Origin of the sequence: Paenarthrobacter sp. PH39-S1 (genome assembly GCF_030063245.1) — a bacterium.
Taxonomy (GTDB): domain Bacteria; phylum Actinomycetota; class Actinomycetes; order Actinomycetales; family Micrococcaceae; genus Arthrobacter_M.
In genome coordinates, this window is the sequence record NZ_JASISR010000001.1 from 44,526 (window position 1) to 63,528 (window position 19,003).

General features: G+C 64.4%; 18 protein-coding genes. 4 read left to right on the forward strand and 14 right to left on the reverse strand.

From position 1 onward, the window contains the following. Genes QMG52_RS00230 through QMG52_RS00270 form a run of 9 tightly spaced genes read right to left on the reverse strand, consistent with a single transcriptional unit; the run spans position 1 to position 8,592 of the window. Complete coding sequence (locus QMG52_RS00230) at positions 1 to 1,893, reverse strand: proton-conducting transporter transmembrane domain-containing protein (RefSeq protein WP_283558429.1); 1,893 nt, start codon at positions 1,891 to 1,893, stop codon at positions 1 to 3. Positions 1,894 to 1,898: 5 nt separating this feature from the next. Next, positions 1,899 to 2,204 (reverse strand): NADH-quinone oxidoreductase subunit NuoK, encoded by a 306-nt coding sequence (nuoK, locus tag QMG52_RS00235; RefSeq protein WP_283558430.1) that lies wholly within the window; start codon positions 2,202 to 2,204, stop codon positions 1,899 to 1,901. Further along, positions 2,201 to 2,758, reverse strand: coding sequence for an NADH-quinone oxidoreductase subunit J (locus tag QMG52_RS00240; protein WP_283558431.1), 558 nt, complete (start codon positions 2,756 to 2,758; stop codon positions 2,201 to 2,203). The genes nuoK and QMG52_RS00240 overlap by 4 nt, the downstream gene beginning before the upstream one ends. 10 nt (positions 2,759 to 2,768) lie before the next feature. Then, positions 2,769 to 3,707 (reverse strand): NADH-quinone oxidoreductase subunit H, encoded by a 939-nt coding sequence (locus QMG52_RS00245; protein ID WP_283558432.1) that lies wholly within the window; start codon positions 3,705 to 3,707, stop codon positions 2,769 to 2,771. Continuing rightward, positions 3,700 to 5,157 (reverse strand): hypothetical protein, encoded by a 1,458-nt coding sequence (locus tag QMG52_RS00250; protein ID WP_283558433.1) that lies wholly within the window; start codon positions 5,155 to 5,157, stop codon positions 3,700 to 3,702. The genes QMG52_RS00245 and QMG52_RS00250 overlap by 8 nt, the downstream gene beginning before the upstream one ends. Further along, positions 5,148 to 5,495 (reverse strand): NADH-quinone oxidoreductase subunit A, encoded by a 348-nt coding sequence (locus tag QMG52_RS00255; RefSeq protein ID WP_283558434.1) that lies wholly within the window; start codon positions 5,493 to 5,495, stop codon positions 5,148 to 5,150. Before QMG52_RS00255 ends, QMG52_RS00250 begins: the two co-directional genes overlap by 10 nt. A gap of 57 nt (positions 5,496 to 5,552) precedes the next feature. Then, entirely contained in the window at positions 5,553 to 7,931 is a 2,379-nt protein-coding gene (locus tag QMG52_RS00260) for a heavy metal translocating P-type ATPase (RefSeq protein ID WP_283558435.1), read from the reverse strand. Positions 7,932 to 7,982: 51 nt separating this feature from the next. Next, complete coding sequence (locus QMG52_RS00265; RefSeq protein ID WP_283558436.1) at positions 7,983 to 8,213, reverse strand: heavy-metal-associated domain-containing protein; 231 nt, start codon at positions 8,211 to 8,213, stop codon at positions 7,983 to 7,985. Between the two features lie 43 nt (positions 8,214 to 8,256). Beyond that, a complete protein-coding gene (locus tag QMG52_RS00270) occupies positions 8,257 to 8,592 on the reverse strand; it encodes a metal-sensitive transcriptional regulator (RefSeq protein WP_283558437.1) in 336 nt (111 codons plus the stop codon). A 229-nt stretch (positions 8,593 to 8,821) separates the two neighbouring features. Here QMG52_RS00270 and QMG52_RS00275 point away from each other — a divergent pair, with 229 nt between their 5' ends. Then, complete coding sequence (locus QMG52_RS00275; RefSeq protein WP_283558438.1) at positions 8,822 to 9,751, forward strand: GNAT family N-acetyltransferase; 930 nt, start codon at positions 8,822 to 8,824, stop codon at positions 9,749 to 9,751. A gap of 234 nt (positions 9,752 to 9,985) precedes the next feature. Further along, entirely contained in the window at positions 9,986 to 10,363 is a 378-nt protein-coding gene (locus QMG52_RS00280) for a VOC family protein (protein ID WP_283558439.1), read from the forward strand. Between the two features lie 144 nt (positions 10,364 to 10,507). Here the strand turns inward: QMG52_RS00280 and QMG52_RS00285 are convergent, their stop codons facing one another. Genes QMG52_RS00285 through QMG52_RS00305 form a run of 5 tightly spaced genes read right to left on the reverse strand, consistent with a single transcriptional unit; the run spans position 10,508 to position 16,529 of the window. Continuing rightward, a complete protein-coding gene (locus QMG52_RS00285) occupies positions 10,508 to 11,851 on the reverse strand; it encodes a sulfatase family protein (protein ID WP_283558440.1) in 1,344 nt (447 codons plus the stop codon). After that, a complete protein-coding gene (locus tag QMG52_RS00290) occupies positions 11,844 to 13,262 on the reverse strand; it encodes a sulfatase family protein (RefSeq protein WP_283558441.1) in 1,419 nt (472 codons plus the stop codon). The genes QMG52_RS00285 and QMG52_RS00290 overlap by 8 nt, the downstream gene beginning before the upstream one ends. Beyond that, entirely contained in the window at positions 13,259 to 14,224 is a 966-nt protein-coding gene (locus tag QMG52_RS00295; protein WP_283558442.1) for a carbohydrate ABC transporter permease, read from the reverse strand. The genes QMG52_RS00290 and QMG52_RS00295 overlap by 4 nt, the downstream gene beginning before the upstream one ends. An 8-nt stretch (positions 14,225 to 14,232) precedes the next feature. After that, positions 14,233 to 15,213, reverse strand: a complete 981-nt coding sequence (locus QMG52_RS00300; protein WP_283558443.1) for a carbohydrate ABC transporter permease — start codon at positions 15,211 to 15,213, stop codon at positions 14,233 to 14,235. Further along, a complete protein-coding gene (locus QMG52_RS00305) occupies positions 15,213 to 16,529 on the reverse strand; it encodes an ABC transporter substrate-binding protein (RefSeq protein ID WP_283558444.1) in 1,317 nt (438 codons plus the stop codon). The genes QMG52_RS00300 and QMG52_RS00305 overlap by 1 nt, the downstream gene beginning before the upstream one ends. Positions 16,530 to 16,806: 277 nt before the next feature. Here QMG52_RS00305 and QMG52_RS00310 point away from each other — a divergent pair, with 277 nt between their 5' ends. Then, positions 16,807 to 17,973, forward strand: coding sequence for a GntR family transcriptional regulator (locus tag QMG52_RS00310; protein ID WP_283558445.1), 1,167 nt, complete (start codon positions 16,807 to 16,809; stop codon positions 17,971 to 17,973). After that, positions 17,964 to 18,983 (forward strand): Gfo/Idh/MocA family protein, encoded by a 1,020-nt coding sequence (locus tag QMG52_RS00315; protein ID WP_283558446.1) that lies wholly within the window; start codon positions 17,964 to 17,966, stop codon positions 18,981 to 18,983. The genes QMG52_RS00310 and QMG52_RS00315 overlap by 10 nt, the downstream gene beginning before the upstream one ends. Positions 18,984 to 19,003 lie beyond the last annotated feature (20 nt).

Below are 19,003 nucleotides of genomic sequence, written 5' to 3' on the forward strand. Positions count from 1 at the left end.
TCACCTCATGACGACGAATAGGACGGCAAGGACGGTCATTACAATCAGCGCCTGGGCGTAATACTGGTAAATTAGGCCGGTCTGCGGACGGCGGGCGGAGCGCGCCAGCTTCCGCACTACTGAGGTGAGGCCGCCGACGGCGCCGCTGAGCCGGCGCTCCAGCCGCAGGTCAGTGAGCGTGGCGGCTTTCAAGACAAGCACCGCCGCCGCGTCGACGCTGCGGGCCAGCATCCGGTCGTCGAACCGGGCCAGCGAAACCGCGAGCGCCATGGTCGGGCGGGAGATGAGCACGGTCGCGGCGTGTTCCAGGCCGAGCCAGTCACCCGACAGGCCCGTCCCCCCCGCCGCCGGCACACCCAACAGCGTGCCCTCGCCGGCCAGCCGCCGGGTTTGCTGGCAATAAATCCATACGGTGACGGCGAGGGCCACAAGTCCCGAGACTGCCAGTTCCCACGGCGCCGGGCCGCCGATATTCGGCAGTCCGAGGAACTCCTGCCACCATTTCCCGATGGACGGCACACCGAAAAGACCAAGTAGCACCGCTGCTGCGGCGAGGACGGGCATCGGCAGCAGCACGGCGGTGGGGAGGGCACGGCGGCGTTTTCCGGGCGCTGGTTGCGGCTTTGCCCAGACCACGGCCAGCGCCTTAGCCGCGTAGGCTGCGCTCACGGCGGCGGCGGCAAGCCCGACGACGTAGAGCGCGGGGGATTGCCGCAGAACGCCGGCGAGGACCGCGTCTTTGGCGGTCCAGATGGATAGCGGCGGCAGGCCGCCCAGCGCGAGGACACCCAGGGTGAAGGTGATTCCAGCGGTCCGGTACCCGCCTACAGAGCCGTGCGTACCTCCCCGTGCGACGCCGCGAAGTTCCAGCAGATCCTTGGTTCCCAGGTAACTCAGCCAGGCTCCCGCCACCAGGAAAAGCAGGGATTTGACCGCTGCATGGGCCACGAACTGGGCGCCGCCGCCGACGACGCTTCCGGCGCCGGCGGCGAGCACGATGAAGCCGATCTGCGAACAGGTGGAGGCGGCCAGCAGCTGTTTGAGGTCTCGCTGCGCGAAGGCGACGGCGCCCAGCAGCAGCGCGGTCAACGCACCGATCCAGGCCACCGCGGCGCCCAACCATCCGGTGGCGGCCATCCCGGGTTCGATCCGCAGCAGCAGATACCCGCCGGCGGCAACCATGGTGGCCGAATGCAGCAGAGCTGAAACGGGGGAGGGTCCGGCCATGGCGTGCGAGAGCCAGAAACTAAAGGGCAGCTGTGCGGACTTCCCCAGGGCGGCCAGGGCCAATCCGGCCAGAGCCACATCCCGCCAGCCGCTCGGCATCCCGGCGAGGGCATCCAGGCGCAGCCCTGCGGCCCCACCGGCCAGGGCTGCACCCGCGGCCAGATACATCCCCAGATCCGCCGTCCGCGTGGTGATGAACGCCAGGGTTGCGGATTTGACCCGTCCCGCGTCCGGCCACCAGTATCCGATCAGCGCATAGGAGACGGCCCCCATCACCTCCCAGGAGCCGAGCAGCGTCAAAGTCCCCGTCGACGTGACCGTGATCAGCATGGCGGCAACGAAAAGCAGCATGAGACCGAAAAACCGTGCCCTCGCCTCCTGCCGCCCGATGTCAGCGCTGGAGAAGACGACGACGGCCAGAAAGATCGCGGACACCGTCATCACTGCCAGCGCGGCAAGCCCGTCCACGGCCAGCCCGGCCGGGATGCCTTCCAACGCGGGTACTTCGACGGCGGGGCGCAGCACCGTCGCCGCGACAGCCAGGCCCAGCAGCGCCACGGCCACCGCAACGGCCAGCGGTGCAGCGGCGGCGTTGGCCCGGCGGCCGGACAGCAGCAGGATTCCTCCGGCCAGCGCCGGAAGAAGAATCAGCAACCACAGGACCATACCCGTTATCCCGCCAAATCCGAGGCGGAATCAGCCATGTCCACATCGCGGGCGCGGAAAATGGCGGTGGTGATGGCAAAGCCCATCGCCATCTCCACCGCCATCACGCTGATCGCCAGCAGGACCAGGACCTGCCCGTCCGGGCGTGCGTCCGTGGTGAAAAACCAGAAAGCGGCGGCGGCCACGATGATGCCGTTGATGGCCAGCTCCAGGCCCATCAGGATCATCACGATGGACTGCTGGCTCAGCAACCCGTAGAGCCCCACCGCAAAGAGCGCCGCCGCCAGCAGCAGGAACAGCTGGAGCATCATTTCCCCAATCCTCCCCGCACCGGATCATCGGGAGTTCGACGCCGCAGGTCATCGCCGAACCTGTCATAACGGCCGCGATGCGTGGAGAGCACGACGACGGCGATCATCGTCGCGAACAGTGCCAGACCGATGACGATCATCACCAGCATGTGCGGACCCATCAAGTCCATCCCGAGCGCGAGCGTAGGGTCCGACGTCGCCCGACCGCCGGACGGCCACGGGGTGAGGAGGGCGCCGGCCGCGAGCAAGACGAAGACGACGGCGGCAATGACCAGTGACATGCGGTTGTTATGGACCATTTTCATCGGCATGAGCCCGGCGGGGTTCATCATGTACATGACCATGAAGACGGCCATGATCATCATTTCCATCACCATCATCAGTATCACTAGGACCCCGAGGTAAGACAGGCCCAGCAGCAGGATGGGGATTGCCGCGACCACGAAGGACGCCAGCAGAGCGAGCGTCGCGCGCGCCATCGAGTCCACCCGGAACACCGCGATGCCCGCCGCCACCGCACCGACGGCGCAGATGAGGAAAATTACGGTCTGCATCACTGCCTCCTCAGATCCATCCGACAAGCACAAAAATCGATACTGCCAGCGCCTGGAGAATCGTCAGCGGCAACAGCACCAGCCAGCTGATCTCGGTGAAACGCTCCATCCGCACCGCCGGCACCCGGCGGCCGATCCAGACCAGGACTGCCAGAACGGCTACCGTCTTGAACAGGACCCAGGGCCAGGCTGGCAGCAGCGGGCCCGCACCGCCGCCCAGGAACAGCGGAACGGCCATGGCGGCGCCGGCCGTCAGCAGCAGGTACCTCCCGGCGAGGAGCAGTAACCTGTCGATTCCGGAGATTCCTGCTGCAGCTCCGCCGGCGATTTCCCTGCCCACCGGCTGATTGAACGGGCCGAAGAAGGCGAACCCCAGCAAGGAGAGCAGGAAAACCAGGAACGCGGCAGGCATATACACCACGAACCACAGGTGCCCGGGCTGTTCCTGCACGGCGGCAATGTCGCTGACCCGCAGGGATCCGGCGCCCACGGCCGCCGTGATCAGCGCGAACATATGCGGGAGTTCGTACGCTAACCCTTGTGCCAGGAAACGATTGGCTCCCACTAGGCCCCAGATGGAATTGGATCCCCATCCCACCATCCATACCGCGGCCCAGGCCAGCACTTCCATCGCATTGAACCAAACCACGCCAACCGACAGATCACTGATGGCGTGCTGTCCCAGCGGGATCACCAGGACGGCCAGCAGCGCCGCCAGCGGCAGCAGCCAGGTGCCGATCCTGGCGAGCAGGGCGTCCGCGCCGGGGGCGATGCTGCGTTGGCGGATGAGCAGCCGGGCGGTCTCCCGGCCAGGCCCCGCCAGCGCAGCCACCGGCGAGGTTCCGCTTTCGCGGGCGCTCAGGAACGCTGACCAGGCTGCAGCGGCGTAGGCCAGGACCCCCAGGAAAACGAAGCCGAGGATGATGTTCCACAGCAGCGCGCTAATCATTCGACTGCCCATGAGAATGCACAGGCGTCTGTCCGGACGGCACCTCAGGGGACAGCGGAGGGGACTGCTCCAGCCCCGCTGCCTGTGCCTGCAGCGCTTCGATGTCGGGATCCAGAGAGGCGACAATCAGACGAACCGCCGCCAGTTCCTGACCCGCGAGCAATTGAGGCAAGGCGGTCAACGCCACCCGGGCGGTCGCAGCGCGGCTGGCCAAGAGTGACCCGGGGTCCGGAACGGACGTGGACTGACCGGGGTCCGGGGCCCTGCCCAGAGCCAAGACCTCGTCCCCGGCAGCTCCGGATGCGGGATCGAGCACAATGGAAATGTCGTCCATCCAGCGCAGCACCCTTGCTGTGACGTCGCCGCACAAGCACGACGACACGCCGTTATCGAGGTGCCCGAGACCCGCTATTGACCAGCGCAGCAACCGCGAACGCCGCACTGTGCGCAGCCAGCGCCGACATTGGGGATAAAGCGTGTGCCGCCTGGCAGCAGAGTCGGCTCGGGCGGCATCCGTCACGGCAGTGCCGGTCGAAGCAGTGTCAGTCGAAGAAGAATCTGTCACGGCGGCTTCGAGCAGTCCATCGCGCAACCGCCGTCCCGTGCGGGCAGCGGATTGCCAACCGGCCACGCTCAAGAACCGCTGCAGCGAATCCGTGGCCGCGGCCGCGCTGACGAGTTCGAGGTGTCCGGTCTGCTCCGACTGCGCGGCCCCACCGAGCAGGTCCGCCCAGAAGGAGGAGATCGCCCGGCCATCCGTGCCGCCGGCCAGCACGGAGATCTCCGCACATTGGGCAACGTCACCTTGCAGGACCAGCCGGACCACCAGCCCTGCTGGCCAATCCGGTAGTGCGGGTCCTAGCACCAGATGGAGCTGATCGAGTTTTAACCCGTCGCGGTCAGCCCCGCGGTCCGCCATGGGCCGACCTCCCGGCAGTTCCATGTCCATATCCATACCGGACATGTTTGATTCTGAGCCGGCTATATCCATGCCGGACATGTCCGAGTCCGAGCCAGTATCCGACGTTGCCGTCTCGCTGTCTGCGTGTCCGCTCATGGCTGGGCCGCCGCCGTCGTCCTTGTTCATCGGCTCGGCAGCCATCGGAGCGACATCGGGCCGGTCGGCTTCGAGCCGACGGAACCCCTCCAGATCCCGGAGCGCCGCGGCGGCCGCGTCCAAGCAGTCGGAGGCGGCTTGCGCGGCAGAGATCACTATCCTGGCCCGGGGTGCTGGCAGCTGCTCCCAAACCCGCCCGGCCGCCTTGTTGAATTCCGGGCCGCCCTGGCCGCACAGCACGAGCATGTCCGCGTCCGCGGGGCTCAGCGCCTCGGACCAGCCGCGCTCGCGGACCAATTTTTCGACGGCCAGCCGCACCGACGTGGAACCGGGCGTAGTCATCAGGAAGGGGTGCGGCACGCCGAGGGCGAGCAGCCGGGCGATCAGCTCCACCGGAAGGCTCCTTCCCGCCATGCATACACAACGGCGGCGAACAGCACGGCGAGAAAAGTGAACATTTCCACGACGGCGCCAGCTCCCATTCGGCCGACCACCAATACCCATGGATACATGAAAACCATCTCCATATCGAAGGCCAGGAAGAGCACCGCCACCGTGTACCAGCGCACGTGGTACCGCGATACCGCATGCTCGCTCGGCGTCATGCCGGACAGGAACGGCTCGCGGACCAGAGGTTTGCTGACCACCCGCACGGATGCCGAAATGGCACAGACCGCCAGGATGACTGCCACGGCTATGGCCAGAGCCATCAGAGCCAGTCCGAATTCCACGTCGTCATCGCCTCCTGAAGATCGGCTGCCGGGGTCCGGGTGCTGCTCAGACTAGTCTTATTTCCCGAACCGCCGCAGCCGCAGCGAGTTCGTGACCACCAATACCGAGCTGGCAGCCATCGCCGCGCCGGCAATCATCGGATTCAGCAGCCCCAGCGCGGCGACCGGGATGCCGACGGCGTTGTAGAAAAATGCCCAGAAGAGGTTTGTCTTGATGGTGCCGAGGGTTTTGCGGGACAGCTCGATGGCCTGCGCCACTTGCGCGAGATCATTACCCATCACCGTCAGGTCCGCGGCCTGGATCGCAACATCCGTGCCGGATCCCATCGCGATCCCCAGATCGGCTTGCGCAAGCGCTGCTGCGTCATTGACTCCGTCCCCGGCCATCGCCACCGTGGCGCCTTCGGCCTGGAGGCGCTTGACGGCGTCGACCTTCCCTTCCGGCAACACCCGGGCATAGACATCCGCCGGCGCGATGCCGACGGCGGCGGCCACCTGAGCGGCGGCGGCGGCGTTGTCTCCGGTGAGCAGGATAGGCCGCAAGCCCAGCGTCTTGAGCCGGGCAATGGCGGCCGCTGATCCGTCCTTGATGGTATCCGCCAGGCTGATGATGCCCTCCGGGGTTCCGTCCACGGCAACCCAGATGGCGGTGGCGCCCGACTGCTCCTCATTTAGCAGCGTGTCCTGCTGGGCAGGAGTTGTCGCGATCCCATTGTCGCCAAGCCAACCTGCCCGCCCGGCCACCACGATGTGCCCGTCAACCGTGCCACGGACGCCACCGCCGGGAGCCGACTCGAACCCGGTCACCGCAGCGAGGCCTGCTGCCGCTCCCGGCGCGGCTGACGGTCCTCCCGCGGCTGCGGCCGTGATGGCGCGGGCGATCGGATGCTCGCTGGCGGCTTCGACAGATCCCGCCAGACGCAGCACCTCGGCTTCCCCGCGCTGACCCAGCGCGATGGTGCGGGTGACGGCGAGTTTTCCGTGGGTGACGGTGCCGGTCTTATCCAACAGGATGGTATCGACCGTGCGGGTGTCTTCCAGAACCTGCGGTCCCTTGATCAGAATACCCAGCTGCGCGCCGCGACCGGTCCCCGTGAGCAGGCCGACCGGCGTGGCCAGTCCGAGGGCGCAGGGACACGCGATGACCAGGACGGCGACGGCGGCGGTGAAGGCGCTCTGGATGTCGCCGCTGAGCAGCAGCCACAGGACAAACGTCAGGATGGCGAGGCCGAGCACGATCGGTACGAAGACGGCGCTGATCCGGTCCGCCAACCGGGCGATCGGTGCCTTGCCGGACTGGGCCTGACTGACCAGACGTCCCATTTGGGCCAGCGTCGTTTCGCTGCCCACGCGGGTGGCCTTGACCAGCAGCCGTCCGGACGTATTAATCGTGGCGCCGGTGACCGGGTCATCCACGTCCACGTCGACCGGCATCGATTCGCCGGTGATCAGGGAGGCGTCGACGGCGGAACGGCCCTCGACGACGATGCCATCAGTGGCAATCTTTTCACCTGGCCGGACTATGAAGATGTCCTCTGCCATGAGCTCTGCGGCCGGAACGCTGACCTCGGCGCCGTCGCGGATCACCGTGGCATCTTTAGCACCCAGGCTCAGCAGTGCCTTGAGCGCATCCCCGGCCTTAGCCTTGGCCTTCGCTTCCAGGTAGCGGCCCAAGAGCAGGAAGGTCACCACTATTGAGGCGACCTCAAAATACAGTTCCGCGTGACCGTCCATGTCGGTGTGTGCGGTCATGGCCGGGTCCGATGCGAGCATGACGGCAGAAAACACATAGGACGCGATCACACCCAGGGAGACGAGCGTGTCCATCGTGGAGGAGAAGTGGCGCGCGTTGATGGCCGCAGCGCGGTGAAACGGCCAGGCCGACCAGGTCACCACGGGCAAGGCGAGTACGCCGACCACCCACCCCCAGTTGGTGAACTGCAGAGGGGGAAACATGGAAATCAGGAAGACCGGCACGCTCAGCGCTGCGGCCAGGAGCAGCCGTGGCCGCAGCTGCTCCGCAGCGGTGCGCGCAGGGGTCCCGGCGCCTGTTTCCGGTGATCGACCAAGGCCTGTTTTCGGTGACCAACTAAGGCCGCCAGGGGCCGAAACCGGTGACCGACCAAGTGCGCCCGCGGCCGCGTGGACATCCGAAGTTGCGCCGCCGTCGTCCGTCGCGCTCGCCCTATGCGGTACGCCCTTGAGCGTGGCCTTGTACCCTGTCGCATTCACCGTGTCGACAATCTGCTGATCGGTCAAACCGTCCGGGACGGTGACGCGCGCCGATTCAAGCGGTAGATTCACAGCCGCCGTTACGCCGTCGAGCTTCCCCAGCTTGCGTTCCACACGGCCGACACAGGACGCGCAAGTCATGCCCTCGATGTCGAGTTCAATGATCCGCGTCAGCGGTTGGTGAAGCAGGTTTTCGGTACTCACAGGGCATCCTTCGGCAGTGGTGGCAAGTGCGCGACTGGGTGAAGCAGTTGGTTACGCCTCGTTGGCGACGACCAGGTACCCGGCCTCGGCGACAGCTTCGCTGATTTCTTCCGGTGAAATGGTCAAATGAGACGTCACGGTGGCGGTGGAAATCCCGCCTGCCGTCAGATCAACGCTGACGTCTTCGACGCCCTTGAGGGACTTGAGTTCTTCGGTGACCGCCGAGACGCAGTGCCCGCAGGTCATGCCGGAAATGCTGACGGTGGTGGTGATGGCGTTCATGATGGTTCCTTCTTGCCGGTAGTCATCGGTGTTACTGGTAGCGCTAGCGCAAAAGGCGGCCGATCGCGTCGGTGGCTTCCTTGACCTTTGCCTGGACAATCTCCGGGTCCCCGGCTTTGTCCGATTCGGCGGCCGCGCCCACGACGCAATGAGCTATGTGGTCTTCGATCAAACCAAGGCTCAATGCGTGAAGCGCTTTATTAATTGCCGCCACCTGAGTGAGGATGTCGATGCAATATTTGTCCTCATCCACCATGCGGGCGATTCCGCGGACCTGCCCTTCAATCCGCTTTAGCCGGCGCAGGTACGCATCCTTGTCGGTGGTGTAGCCGTGGTCGAGGTGTTGGTCGACCGTCTCGCTCGTGGTGGTGCCGCTCATGATGGTTCCTTCCCTGAACTCTGCTTCGAGAGTATACCCCTATAGGGTATATGTCGAGAGGGTGCGTCGAGGGGCCACATGTCTTAGGGTTTTATCTCAGACGCCCATGCGTTCTAAGCGAAAGGAGGCTCTGCCGTGATGTCCGTTGTTCGGCGCTTCTCTCGCTGCCCGAGCCCATGGCTTAGCTGGGCGAGAAGCGCCTCCACTCTCTTGTGAAGGACGCTTTCCTATGTTTCGATCTTCGAACAGTGCCGACCTCGACACCATTTTGGCTTTTGCTAATGCCGAGCCCGTGGGGTGGACTGATGCCGGGCGGTACCGGCGCGAACTGGCTACGAATAACTACCGCGATCATTGGACGTGGATCGCAGAGGCCAGCGGATACCCAATGGCTCGGGCGATTTGGTGGGCACCTTCCGGAGCAGACCATCCTGTTGCACTTGATTGTCTGCTGGTGAAGCCTTCCGTCAAACAACCCGAGGAGCTCGCTGCAGGCCTGCTCAAAGCGGGACATGAAGCCTTCAAGGCAGCGGGGGCGACGACGTTGCCTGACTATACAATCGACGTTGCCGTTGGGTGGCACGAGGATCCGAGGGCGATGGAAGCCGTAGCGTGGCGCCGCCGCGCCGCTGAATGCGCCGGGCTGGAGAGTTTTATTGAGCGGGTGAATTTCGAATGGACTCCCGGGACAGTCCTGCCTGTTCCCGTACACGATTTGGACTACAGGACAGGAACTGACCAGGAGTTTAAGACCGCCTTTGCCCGCGCAGCCGAAGGTAGTCTGGATGCCCAGACCAGGAACAATCTGGCCATCATGGGGCCGCGCGGACAAGCGCAGGACGATCTGGAATTCTATCTCTCCCTGCCGGGCGAGAGGGCGGCCTGGCGACTGGCGTTTGTACCATCCGGGACTCCCATCGGGTTCATCATCCCGACACGCACCGCCTACGATGCGTCCGTGAGCTACGTCGGGGTCTATCCGGACCAGCGCGGCCACGGATACATCCATGAGCTGCTGGGCGAAATTACCCGAGTGCATGCAGCTTCGGGTGTCCCACGGATTACAGGGACTACCGATTTGGACAATGCACCGATGCTGGCTGCGTTCGAGCGGGCGGGCTATTGCATTATCAAGCGGCGCTTGGTGCTGACCGCTTAAGATACTGCCGGCCGGTCCGTAGGGCTCGATGGCGACGGCGGCGATCATTCCCGTTTATGCAGTCTCCTCCGTCGCCGCTTGGCTTCGGAAGACTGGGCGGCGATCCGATATCTGGGTCTGTTCCGGGCGCTGATTTAGCGTGGCCGGCGTTGCTTGACCACTGAAAGCGGATGGTTGCCGTCGTTAGGAGAGATTACTCTTGCTTCCATACGGAAACCTGCCGAGAATACAGTCATGACCAGTCGACTTGCCACGATAGCCATTGATGCCCAAGACCTACGGAAGGTCGCCGACTTTTGGTGTGCTGTGCTGGGCTGGAAGAGCACGGACGAAGATCCGGGCGGCATCAGCATCGCGCCCATGGACGGAAGTGGGCCAACAATCGATGTCCTTCAAGTTCCGGAGGGCAAGGGCGGGAAAAACCGCCTGCACTTTGACCTTCGCGCGGACGGTACGACGACGTCCGAGGAGCTGGACAGGCTGCTTGCGCTGGGAGCCAGCCGGGCCGACGTCGGCCAGGGCCCGGATGTGAGCTGGGTGGTGCTGGCAGATCCAGAAGGAAATGAATTCTGTTTATTGTCCCGCACCGTTCAGGACCTTAAGCTTCGCTAATTGCGGGCTGGTTCCCGCGCCGTGACGGCTACCGCCGCCGTCGACAATGTCCAAATCGGCAGGTGAGCTCTGCCGTAACGACCCGGCGAAAAGTGCCCTTCAGACGGCGCCAACATGCGACTGCCGGACACAGCACCCGGAATGCTAGTACGGCACCTCGAAGATTTGCCGGCGCAGCTCCTCGGAAGCATCCGGGGGCCTGACCAGCCGTTTCAGAAAGGCAGTATCCACGGTTTCCAAGCACCAGTGAAGCAGCAGCGAGCGCATCCGTTCCAGCACGTCGTCGAACCTTCCTTCGACGGCGAGGTTCCGTCGTTCCCCGGGGTCAGCCTCGAGGTCGAAAAGCTGTTCACGCCATTTGCCCCAGTTATATACGGCGTATTTGTAACGGCCGTGGATCACTGCCCGGCCCGTCGTCGCAGGTTCGCTGCCGCCGTCGAACTTGGTTTCGATGAACACGGGGCGGGCGTCAGGGTCCAGCACGCTCGACCCGTCCAGACCAGGGGGAGCGGCTATGCCTGCCGTCTCGCACAGGGTGGGCAGCAGACCCAGCACCGCGGCGACCGGGGTATCGATGCGTCCGGCTGGCCGGTCAGGAACGCGCAGCAGGAACGGGACTCTGATACATTCCTCGAAGAGGGCCGATTTTTGGTTCCAGCCGTGCGAGGAGTCCCCGTCGCCGTGGTCGCTAATGAAGACGACGATGGTGTTCCCGGGCTCAGAATCCACGGCACTGAGAAGAGTGTTGATCCGTTCGTCTACCCTGGACACCAGTCGTGCATAGACATCACGGTAGCGGCGCCAATCCTCGGCTGTGTATGCTGTCGTGCCATACTTGGCGGCAGCCGCGGCGTATTCCTCCTGCGGCGCCTGCGCGGCGAACGGGGCGCGGGGGAAGTTTTCCGGCAGCGGAGGGCAATCATCCAACGGCGACGCCGCAACATCACCGTAGGGGAGTGGCTGAAGCCGAGCGTGCTCGCAGATGGTGTGCGGATCGTCAAAGGAAGCGACCAATAGAAACGGCTTCGAGGACCGGCGCGTTGCCAGCCACTGCGTGCAGGATCTGACCAGTCCTTCGTCACCGAAATCGTGGATGGGCGCGAAGCCGTCGGAGGCCTGCGCGCTGGCTTGGCGTGCGTGCCATTTCCCGGCGTAGGCACAATCGAAGCCGTGTCCGCCGAACCAGTGCCCCAGGCTGTGTGGGCCACGGCCGGGCTCGTCCTCGTTCCGGTCTGCGTCCGGGGGGAATTCGCGCCCGTTGCCGTCGATCCCCAGCCGGTGCGGGTACTTTGCCGTCAGCATGGAACTACGGGCGGGCACGCAGAGCGGAAAGCTGGTGTAGGCACGGGTGTACCTGGTGGAGTCGGCGGCGAGGCGGTCCAGCGCGGGGGTGGAAAAGTGTTCATGTTCTCCCGCCTCCTTGCCGAGCACGTGCGCTGCGAACTGATCGGCCATGATCAGCACGATGTTGGGCAGGTCCTCAGGCATTGGCCAGCTCCTTTAATGCACTAAGGCCCATCCAATCGTCCCCGGCGGTTTGCAGTTCAGCAACCAATCGGGCAGCCCACAAACTGTTCACATCTGGGTCCAGCACCGGGACCAGTTCATAGGGATCCTTGCGCAGGTCATAGCACTCGGTTACCAGCCCATCGCCCGCGGACAGCCGGGCGATGAACTTATTGGTGCTGGTCCGCAGGCCGCGGATGTCCTGGTCGGTGGGATGCAACGGATAACAGTAATAGGTTGCCGCGGCCTCCGCGTCCGGTTCCTCCGCACCCAGCAGCACCGGGGCCAGATTAGTGCCGCGCATTTGCACGGGTTTGGAATCTGCAAAACCGGTCAGGCCCAGCAGCGTGGGCGCGATGTCCAGCGAACAGAACAGTGCCGGCTGCTGGCCGGGAGCAATATGCCCCGGCCAGCGGATGAGGCAGGGCAACCGCATGGACTCCTCATAAGGGACGTTCTTGTACAGCAGGTTGTGGCTGCCCATCTGCTGGCCGTGGTCTGAGGTGAAGACCACTATGGTGTCTCGGGCCAGATCCAGTTCCGCCAACGCATCCAGCAGCCTGCCCACCTGTTCGTCGATGGCCGTCACTGCTGCGTAATACAGCGGGGCAATGGCGGCAGCCTCCCGGCCAATGGAGGAGGCGAGGTCCACGTTGGGCCGGTTCAGCAGCTGTTCGGCCGGCAGGTCCGCATAGTCCGTGGCGTAGCTGGGCGGCAGTTCATCGAACGGCTGGTGCGGTGGATTGAAGGAAACGGCCAGGGCGAAGGGGGCCGCCCCGGCCCTGGCCCCGGCCAGGAATTCCAGCGCCACGTCCGTTTCGTGCGCAGCGGACCACCGGTTGATGTTGGTCCGCCGCTCCCGCGGCGCGTTCCCCACCCAGTAATGCGGGGTCAGGTGCTGGTCATTGCAGCCGTACGAATGCCAGAACTCGAAGCCAAAGCGGTGGCTGGGCGGCGAGTAGGCGTCCCAGTACCTGCCGTCCTCCAGCGGACCCCGGCCATGAATGGCGTCCGCGGCCGTCGGCGCCTCAAGGTGCCACTTGCCGATATACCCCGTGCGGTAGCCGCCGTCCCGCAGCACCTGCGCCCAGCTGGGCGCCCCGGGGCGCAGCCCCACCTCGGGGGCGGTCCCGGAATTAACGTTGTACGGAACGTGGTTTTCGTGCGGCGGCTGTCCGGTCACCAGCATGGCCCGGTGTGGGCTGCAGACGGGGTAGTTGCTGACCGCGTTGGTCAGCACGGCGGACTGGGCCGCGAGCGCATCCAGGGCTGGTGTCCGCACGGGATCCCCGTCCGGTTCCAGGCACATGGCCCGGAACTGGTCGGAGATAATAAACAGCACGCTGGGCCGACGGAGACCAGGAGATGCCGTTCCCCGCCAGCCCAGCGTCACTTGCCCATCCCCAGGGTCAGGCCCTCGGTGAGGCGCCGGCCCAGCCAAATGTAGATAATCAGCATCGGCAGGACCACAATGCACAGTCCCGCAAAGAGACCACCCCAGTCTGCCCCGGAGTAGGTTTGCTGCTGCACGAAAGAGATCAGCGCTACCGGCAGGGTGTACTTTTCGGTGGACTGGATCAGCGTCAGGGCCAGCAAAGTCTCGTTCCAATGCGAAATCACCTCCAGCACAAACGCGGTGAGGATGCCGCCCTTGGCCAGCGGCAACGTGATCCGCACAAACGTCCGCAGTGCCGAAGCACCATCCAGCGCGGCCGCCTCCTCCATTTCCAGCGGCAGCGAACGGAAAAAGGCCGTCAGCAGGAACACGGTGAACGGCATCGAGACGCCTATGTACACCAGGTTCAATCCGATCAGGCTGTCCGTCAGGTACACCTGGTTCAGCATCACGAACAGCGGAATCAGGATCACCTGCGCCGGGATGCCAAGACCCAGAATGAAGTACATGGTCAACCCCTGCGTGAAGCGTCCCGCCACCCGGCTGAGGTAGTAAGCTGCGGGAGCTGCCAGCGCCACGGTAAGCAGGGACGACACCCCTGTGGTGATGACGCTGTTGAAGGTGGCGGTGGCGAAGTCGCCCACCGTCCAGGCGCGGACGAAGTTATCCGGTGCCAGTGACGTTGGCAGTCCCCACGGATCGCTGAGAATGGAGCGGGTGTCCCGGAAGGCCTGCATCAGCATCCACAACAGCATCACAATGCTCAGGGCCACGATCAGCCAGAGCACCACTATGCCGACGGTTCGCAGCGGACTGCGGTCCGCGCGCAGGGCAGGGCTGCTGGCGGTGCCGCTGGCACTTTTCCGCGGGCGCTTCGGTGGTCCCGATTCTCCGGTGGCCGCAGTCTTGGCACTGCGGCGCATTGTTGTACGGGAGGCGGGTTTGTTCAGAGTAGACATGGCTGCTCCTAAAATTCGACGGCGTCGCGGCGCATTGCGCGGCGCAGCACCACTACCAGGACGGAAACCAGGGCCAGTGAAATCACTGCCGATGCCGTCGCAGCCCCGTAGGACGGCGTCGACTGGCCGGAAAATGCGGTGACGTACGTGTACACGGCCGTGGTCCAGCTTTGGGTGGGCGGAATGCCCGCTCCGCTGCTGCCGCCAAAGACCCAGATGATTTCAAAGATCTTCACCGAGGAGATGGTCCACAGCACCGCACACGTACCAAACACATCCCAGGTCAACGGCAGGATCACGTAGCGCAGACGCTGGAAGGCGGTTGCGCCGGCCAGGGCGCAATCCTCGTAGTAGTAAGGCGGAATCCGGTCCACCCCTGCCATCAGGATGGTGGTGTAGTAACCGGTGGTGGTGGCCACCAGCGTCACCATGATCAGCGGGAAGATGTTCTCCTGCGCCAGCCATGCCGGCGGTTCCTTGACGCCCAGGGGTCCCAGCAGCGTGTTGACAATTCCGCCGGGGTTGAAGATAAACCCGGCCAGCACGCCGAAGACGAGGGCGTTGATCAGGTGCGGGAAGAAGATCACCGAACGGACTATCTTGCGGCCCGCCATGTCCCGCAGCACCAGCGACATGGCGAAGGCCAGCACAAAGATGGCGATGCCCACCACAAACAGCAGCAGCAACGTATTGCCGAAGGACTTCAGGAACAGCGGGTCTTTGAAAACCCTGACGTAGTTCTCCCCGCCAACAAATTCCATCGGGCCCGAACCCGACCAGCTGTGAAAGCTGATCCACACTGCTGCGAGGGACGGAACCACAAACAGAATGGTGTAGAGGATGAAGGCCGGACCGACGAACGGGATCAGCAGCTTCTTACGCTGACGGTCAATGCTGCTGCCGGCTTCACGTCTGGCCGCCTTGGCCGGCTTCGCCCCGTCCGCCAGCAGCACTGTATCCACTGCCGCGTTGGCATCCACCTCGGACATCAGCCGTTGTCCTTCCAGTACTGGATCTGGGCGTCCTTCATCTGCTTGACAAAGTCGTCCGCGGAGGTCTTGCCCAGAAAGAGCTGGTCATCCTTGGGCCAGAACACCTTCTCCACAAAGCCGGGGTAGGTCACGCCGTCGTTCTGCAGGTAAACGGAAGGAGCTGCGTCCAAGGCCTTCTTGACGGACGCCATCTCGGGGGAGATGGCAGCATCCGCACGAATGGGAAGCACCTTGGCATCGGTGCCATACGCATCCTGGTACTTCTTGCCCAGGAGGAACGTGGCAAGCTGCTGTGCCTTGTTCTGGTTCTTGGCTTTGGCCGGCACTGCGAACCCTACGAAGTCAGCCCGCTGTGACGTGGACTTGCCGTCGATGGTAGGGAAGGGGAAGGAGGCGTACTGGAAGCCGGGGCTGGCGTAGGTGGCGGTTTCGGTCGGTGTCCAGGAACCGTTTAGCATTAACGCGGCTTTGCCGCTGGCCCACAGTTGTTGCTGCGCCGGCCACTTGCTGGCGGCATAGCCGTTGATCAGGTAGCCGCCATTGACAATCTTCTCCACCCGCTTGGCTGCGGCCAGTACGGCCGGGCTGTCCCAGCCGGCACCGGATTTGTCCGAGGCCAGCTTGTAGAAGGAGCCGGGGCCTTCCGCACGGATCAGTGCGGTGGTAAACCACAGCGAGTTGTACCCGGCAATGTCCCCGTCGGCGGCCAGCGGAGTCTCACCGTTGGCCTTGAGCTTGTCCAGTACGGAGGTGAAATCATCCCAGGTTTTTGGCGGACTGGCAGCCAGCTCCGGGTGGGTAGCTGCATCGAACCAGATTCCGTCGGAGCTCAGGCTGTACGGCAGCATCCACGGCTTGCCGTCCTTGTCTTTAATGTTGGACGTGGCCAGATATTTGGCTGGAATGAGCTCGGCAACCTTTTTGCCGTCCACGGTGGTGTCGTAGGCCTTGGTGAGCGGGGCGGCCTGGCCGGTGTTGCCCAGTACGGGCGCCAGCTTGGCGTAGGGGCCGTCCACCAGGTCCGGAACGTTGTTGGTGTTCAGAGCGGGCACCAGTTTTTCAGTGTTGGACCGGCCCTGCCACTGCACCTTGACCTCGGTGCCGGTCTGGGCAGTGAAGTCCGCGACGGCCTTGGCAATGACCTTCTGCTGTGGTTCACCTTCCTTCCACATGGACCAGTAGGTCAGCGAACCGCCGGTGGTGGAATCTGCGCCTGCGCCTGCAGTGCCTGCTCCGCCTCCGCAGGCGGAGAGCGCCAGCACCGCGCCGGCGAGTATGGCCATGGGCCGGATGTAGCGGGCTGCTGCGCCCATACAAATCACCTCTTGATCTTTTAGAGCCGCGGCATACGGCCCAGTGAGACGACTATCACAGCCGCGAAAGATAGGATTCAATGAGTACTGAAGAAAGATCGAACTCGTTGCGAAGCTGTCCCGCTCCTCTTTTGCCCATAGCTTGGCCGCCTGGAGTGGGGCAGCAGAATTGGAATTGCCAAATGTTGCACGGGTACTCCTTTATTACTCTCTTAATTCCGGGTCACAATGATCCGGACAGGCCGAGCGGCAGAACTAGTGGACGAGGGAGGACCTGATGGCAGCACGTGCATCCGACCGCGTCCGGAATACCGATTCCCGGGACCTGAAATTCCAGCAGCTCGCGGATGAGCTGCGGCGCGGGATCCTGGCCGGCAGCTGGTCGGTGGGCACCAAGTTGCCCACAGAGGCGCAGCTGGCGGAGGAGACCGGATTATCTTTGACCACTGTGCGCCGTGCCTTTGATGAACTCGTCCAGCAGGAGCTGGTGGTGCGGCGTCAAGGCGCGGGGAGCTTTGTGGCTGAGCGCCGTGAGCCCCGCCGCCGCGCCCGGTACACCGTGGGAGTGTTGCTGCCGGACACACGGCTGTACTACCCGCGCGTGCTGCAGGGCATCGAATCGGCACTGTCCGCCGCCGGGGTGGGACTGCAGTTGTCCACCTACAACTACGAAGCGGCGCGCGAGGACGGCTGCATTGAGTTCCTTATTGACGCTGGTGTGGACGGGCTGATCCTGGTGCCCACCCTGATTGGTATTGAAGATCCGCATGCCCGGGTGGCACATCTGATGGGTCTGGACGTGCCTGTGGTGCTGCTGGAACGCAGCTTGACGGACCTTGGACCGGCGGACCGGACCGAGTACGTGTGCTCGGACCATCAGGGCGGAGCGTACGACGGCGTTGCGCACCTTCACCGGCTCGGTCACCCAAGTGTGGGCCTACTGACCCGCAGTTCCAACCCGACGGAAGCCGCCGTCGTCGCCGGTTATCTGCGTGCGGCCCAGGATCTGGGCTTTGCGCCTCTGCATATCAGTGCCACCAAATCCGAATGGGAGAACGGCGCGGCCGCAGGCCTGCTGGAGCAGCTGCAGGCCACGGGCGCCACCGCGGCACTGGTCTTTGGGGACCGCGAGGCCACGCTGCTGGAGTCCGCGGCACGCCGTGCGGGACTGCGCGTGCCGGAAGACCTGGCCCTGGTTTCCTACGACGACGAGCTGGCCGACCTGGCCGAAGTTCCGCTGACGGCTATCGCCCCGCCGAAGCACCGCGTCGGCCGGCTGGCTGCCGAGGTGCTGCTGCGCAGGCTGAGCGAGGGTGCGGAATGCCCTCTGCACCAGATCCGGTTGCGCCCACGAATTGTCATCAGGGAATCCTGCGGGGCGCGTCTAGCGGCCGTGGGCACCCGTGCCGAGCTGGCGATAACAGAAGGAATATCATGCGGATAGGAATTATTGGGGCCGGAGCCGTGGCCTCATTTCACGCGGTGGCAGCGGCCCAGATAGCCGGAATGGAGCTGACAGCCGTCTGCGATCTGCTTCCCGGAACCGCATCCGCCGTGGCGGATCCGTACGGGGCGGCGGTCTTCACCAATTACCGCGCCCTGTTGGACAGCGGCCGGGTGGATGCGGTGATAGTGAATACCCCGCATGGACTGCATAAGGACATGGTGCTGGCCGCGGCGGAGGCTGGTGTGGACGTACTCGTGGAAAAGCCGATGGCCACGACATTGGCGGACTGCGACGAAATGGCGGCAGCCTGCATTGCTGCCGGAGTGAAGCTGGTGGTGGGGCAAATCCAGCATTTCCTGCCCGAAAAAATTGCGGTGGAACGGGCGCTGGCCACCGGGGAACTGGGTGCAGTGCAGATGATTCATGACTTCCGCAGCACCGACTACCGGCCCGGACGCCGCTCTGCATGGTTTTTTGACAGCGCGATGTCCGGGGGCGGGGCATTCATTAACATCGGCGGTCACTGCTTGGATCGTTCCCTTTGGTTCGGCGGAGCACCTGTGGCATCCGTCCGGGCCACGACTGTGAACCGGTTCGGCGCTCCGGTGGAAACGGACGGAACCATGGAGCTGAGTCTGACCAACGAGGTGGCGGTGTCCATTTCGATAGTGTCGGACATGCCGCGGAACGTCGATGAGTTGACGGTCGTGTGCGAACGCGGCGTGATCACGGCGGACCCGCGCAGGGGAACGTATCTGCGGCGGGATGGGGAGACTACGGTACTGCATGAATCCGGCCCGGGAGATATTCAGGCCGGATTTACGCTGCAACTGCAGGACTTTGCCAAAGGGGTGGCAGGGGGGACGTCGGCTGTCAGCCTGGCCCATGCCCGGCACATTGTGGAGGTGGTGCTGGCTGCGTACGAATCGGCGGCGGACGGCGGTGCCGTGGCACTGGCCGGCTGGCCCGCAATCATGCCGGCCGGAGCCTCGGCGCTGACTGACTAACTGGCCGCGGGCGGGAAGCG